The sequence below is a fragment of the Bifidobacterium sp. M0404 genome, from assembly GCF_016101415.1.
Classification (GTDB): Bacteria; Actinomycetota; Actinomycetes; order Actinomycetales; family Bifidobacteriaceae; genus Bombiscardovia; species Bombiscardovia polysaccharolytica.
Map to the genome: position 1 here is coordinate 1 of NZ_JACFQP010000012.1, position 4,292 is coordinate 4,292.

At 57.4% G+C, this 4,292-nt stretch carries 1 protein-coding gene; it reads right to left on the minus strand.

The features are described 5' to 3' along the window. Positions 1 to 838 precede the first annotated feature (838 nt). Positions 839 to 4,292, minus strand: a 3,454-nt coding sequence (locus H3T93_RS09025) for an RCC1 domain-containing protein (RefSeq protein ID WP_232348803.1), incomplete at its 5' end; no start/stop codon positions are given.

Here is a 4,292-nt window from a genome sequence, read left to right on the forward strand (position 1 = left end):
CCCCCCCCCCCGGTGAGGATAGGAGCGTCCGCTGCGTTGGCGGACGCGACGCCCAAGCCTGCCAGCAGGCTCAGTAGGACGATCATCATCGCCGAAACGGAACGCAGACGGGAAACCAGATGCATGACTTATAAACCCCTTACCGACACCAAGCAAAGCCAACTGCTCGCCTATAACGTCTTGTCTGCCAGAAAACTATTCTTTCTTCCAATGCCAGCTCAGCATCAGATTGCACGAGCCATAGCGGAAAGCCAGCCGTTTCCCGACACCCCTATCTTCACCATACCACCAAGTTAAAAAGCAACACACGAAGCAATTGGTGGTAAGCGATTTGGAATTATTTGGACTATGGACCGTGTAATCGTCGGTTTTATGGCAAAACAGCAATTCCGATTAATTGCATTACTGGTGGAGCTGCACGCAAGCATCGCTCCTATTGGCTCTTACCTCCTTCACGGAGTTCAGCATGTGCCTGGCGATAGAGGCTGAAGGGCGGACCTAGTCTGGAGGGCCCCAACATCTTGGGGGATTCGACTGTATTAACGTGCCTCTGATTGACGCCGCTATGTCTTTGCTTGATCAGCAAAACGACCATCTGCTTTAAGCTTGTCGGCCAATAATAGACCGGTTGTCAGGTTTGTTCCCGATGCAGGATAATCGGCTGACTGCGCGCGATAAAAGCGGCTGCTTCCACTATTGCTGTCGGTGGTCGATTGATAGATGTGGTGGGGGCGCGAGAGGGGTGTCGGCTCCCTTGGGGATTGAGCCTTGAATGACACTCGCCTCCGTGCGCCCCCAGTGAGGCCGAGGCGGGGGGATTAATCCGTCCCGGTCTTTCTTACTCGTGCGAAGCGTGTGACAGCTGTCGCTGTTCCCTCCGGTAGCGACGAGCTGCTATGACACCCCCCATGCCGGTCATGCCGGTGGTCAGGGCGAGCAGTATGCCTTCCCCGCCGGCCTGAGGGAGCACGCCCAAAGGCGTGTAGGTATATCTGAGGGTGGTGTCCGGCTTTTGGGCTGCGCCGCCCAGCGTGTAGTCGACGCTGACCGTTACCGTGCCCGGCTCATGAGCGGGTGTGACCACTGTGACGCTGCCGTCATCTTGGCTTTTGGGTAGGTCCTTTACGACGGTGCGGTCGAATGTGATGCCGGTGATCACCGGCTGCAGGTTGAACACTACTGGTACTGGGGCTAAACTCCGACTCCCTGCGTCGGGATTGCCGAGTTGGCCATAGTAGTTGTATCCCCATGTTCTGGCGCTCCCCTCCTCGTCGATTGCCAACGAATGCCAGCCTCCACTGCTGATCTGTGTAGCGTTCAAGCATGGGCCTGGTGAGCTTGTGGATTGGGTGGAGGCGAATACCTTCACCGGAGAATGCTGATCATTCGTGGTGTTGTTGCCGAGCTGGCCATACTCGTTACTCCCCCATGCCCAGGCCCTTCCCTCCTCGTCGATTGCCAGCGAATGCTTAAATCCGGCGCTTGCTTGTATTACTTTCACCTCCTTGTTTTCGGTGGTGGGGAATTGTACGGACGCGGGAAGAGAATTCGCGTTTTTGCCGCTGGTGCTCCCGTTGCCGAGTTGGCCATAATAGTTGTATCCCCATGCCCAAGCCTGGCCATCAGTGTCGATTGCGAGCGAGTGCCAGCCTCCTGCACTGACCTGTACAGCTGTAACGCTGCCTGACTCTTTCTTGGGGTATTGCACCAGCGTGGGAGCGGTATTTGTACTACTATCGCCGTTGCCGAGTTGGCCATACCTGTTGTATCCCCACGCCCAGGTGTTGCCTTCATTGTCGATTGCCAGCGAATGCTCATACCCGGCACTTGCTTGTATTACTTTCACCTCTTTGTCCTCAGTTATGGGGAATTTTGCGCGCACCGGAATAGAATTCGCGACATTAGACGCACTGCTAGTGCCGTTGCCGAGCTGGCCATAGTGATTACGTCCCCATGCCCAGGTGCTTCCATTTGCATCAATTGCCAGCGAATGTTCGCCTCCGGCACTCACTTGTATGGACTTCAGTCCCGTGGTTGCATTGGAGCTGGTAGCGGGGTCACGCACTCGCAGGGGAGCAGTGGAATAACCGCCGTTGGTATTGTTGCCAAGCTGGCCATATGTGTTGTCTCCCCAGGCGTACACGTATCCGTCGCTGCCCAGGGCGAGCGAATGCCCATCTCCGGCGCTAACCTGTACATAGGTGAAATCATTTGGTAGATTCGTATATATCATGGGATCGGGCTTCTTCACCACGACCGGCTTGTCTCGTTGAGTAGTGGTCCCATCGCCAAGCTGGCCATAGTCATTGTTCCCCCAAGCGTAGGCGTTTCCATCACTGCCCACAGCCAAGGAAAAAGCAAACCAAGTGCTTTTTGAGCTGCTGATCTGGTTGAATTTGATGCCGCTGATATTGGCGGGTGGGGTGATGGTGGTCTGTTGCCCGCCAAGCTGGCCACCCTTGTCAGGGTTGATTTTCCAAGTGTTGCCCGGGTTCTTGGGTGTCCATTTGGCGGTGAGCGTGAGGTTGTCTGTGACAGGCTTGCTGAAGTCGTAGGCGACGTTTTTGATGAACCACCCGTCAAACAGGTAGCCTTGACGGGCCGGATCGGGGGAGGGCCGCTGTACCCTGCCGTACGGATAGGAGACCTTCTGGTTGCTGGGTGTCGGGTCTCCCTCGCCTGTGTTGAAGTAAACCGTGTAGCTGGTTTCTGTTTCGGTGTCCCTGGTCAGCGGCTGGTCTACGGTGTATTGGAGACTTTTGGTGAAGGTCTGGTCATCCTGCCTGCCGACGAGTGTGATGGTGGTTGGTCCGGGCTTGTGGGCTGGGGCATCTGCCTGCCAGGTATGATTCTTTCCGGTGAGTTTCAGCGGCTGGCTGTCCATACTGGCTGATTCAAGGGTGGGCGCCTGAGTGGTGTTGAGCCTGACCGGTTTGCTGAGTTGGCCTTGAGCGTCCAGACTCCACGTGAGTATGCTGCCATGCTTGTCGATGGCGGTGATCTTGCTGCCAACACTGGCGGCTTGTACGTACTGCTGGTTCCCGTTGTATACGCGCATCGGCGTTTCGCTGGGCTTCCACGTCCAAACGCGTCCCTCTGTGTCTGTGATCAAGGCCTGGTCCTCGTTGGAGATGATCCAGCTGGTCTGCGCGCCGTCCGGCAAGCCGACTAGGTTCATGTTGGTTGTGCCGTCGGCCAGGTACCAAGCCTGACCGTCCGCGGCCAGGAGGAACCCCTGGTTGAGAGCTGCTGCTTGGATGATGCGTCTGCCCTGGTCCTGCTTGACGCGTGCTGGTTCGGCTTTTCCAATCTTGCTCGTCTCACAGGCCCAGGCCTGCCCGTCCGCGTCCAAGGTGAGGATCCGCTTGTTGGAGGCGGCGGCGAGGATGGCCTGCGCTTTTCCGGGCAGGCTGGTTGCGGCTTGTTCTGTCGGTTTTATGCTCTGGTTGTCTATTGGGTCGGTTTGGAAGAGGTGGACTTGTCCTTGCCGGTCCACCGCCAGCAGCTGATCATCGTGCATGCTGATGCTGGTGAACCCGGTGTTCTGGTCAGTGTTGAGGATGGTGGGCGTGGCTTGTGCGCTGGTCCAGGTGTAGATCTGCTGGTCGGATCCTAAGGCGGCATCCCAATGGCTGCCGGCTGCGGCCTGCAGGTAATGGAACCCGTCGGCAGTATGGGTGGGGAAGGGGACCTGCTTTGGTGTGCTTTCCTGCATCCATATGTAGATTCTGCCATCGCCGGTCAGTCCGACAGTCTGGTCGCCTGCGGCGTGGATATTGCTGAAACGTGGTTCTTGCTTGTCGGGCGGGCTGATGGTCAGACGGGCTCCGGAGGCGGGCCCGTGGTCCGGGCTCAGCGTCCAGTCCGTGATTTTCGACCACTGAGCTTTCAGGGTTATATTCCGGAGTACCGGGGTTTGGAAGTCATAGGGCTGGCCGTCAAGCGTCCACCCGTCGAACCGGAAGTCCTCACGTTGCGGATTCTTTTCCGGAGAGGTGGCTAAAGACCCGGTTTTCACGGCTGCTTTGGTTGGTGTGCTGCCGTCGGCCGGGTCGAAGTGCACCTCGTGTGCATCTTGATCATCCGTTTTTTCTGATGATTTAGCCGCAACGGAGTCTGTGCTGTCAAGTGTTCCCGTCGTTGATGACGGGGTGCCTGGACTCGCTGTTGGGCTTAATGGTGTGGTGGCTTGTAATACCGATGGTGAGGGCAGTGGTGTGCTGGTTGCGCTGCTGGAGGGAATGCCTGGGGTTCGCTTAGCTACGCGAGGGGTCTGACGACCCCCCCCCCCC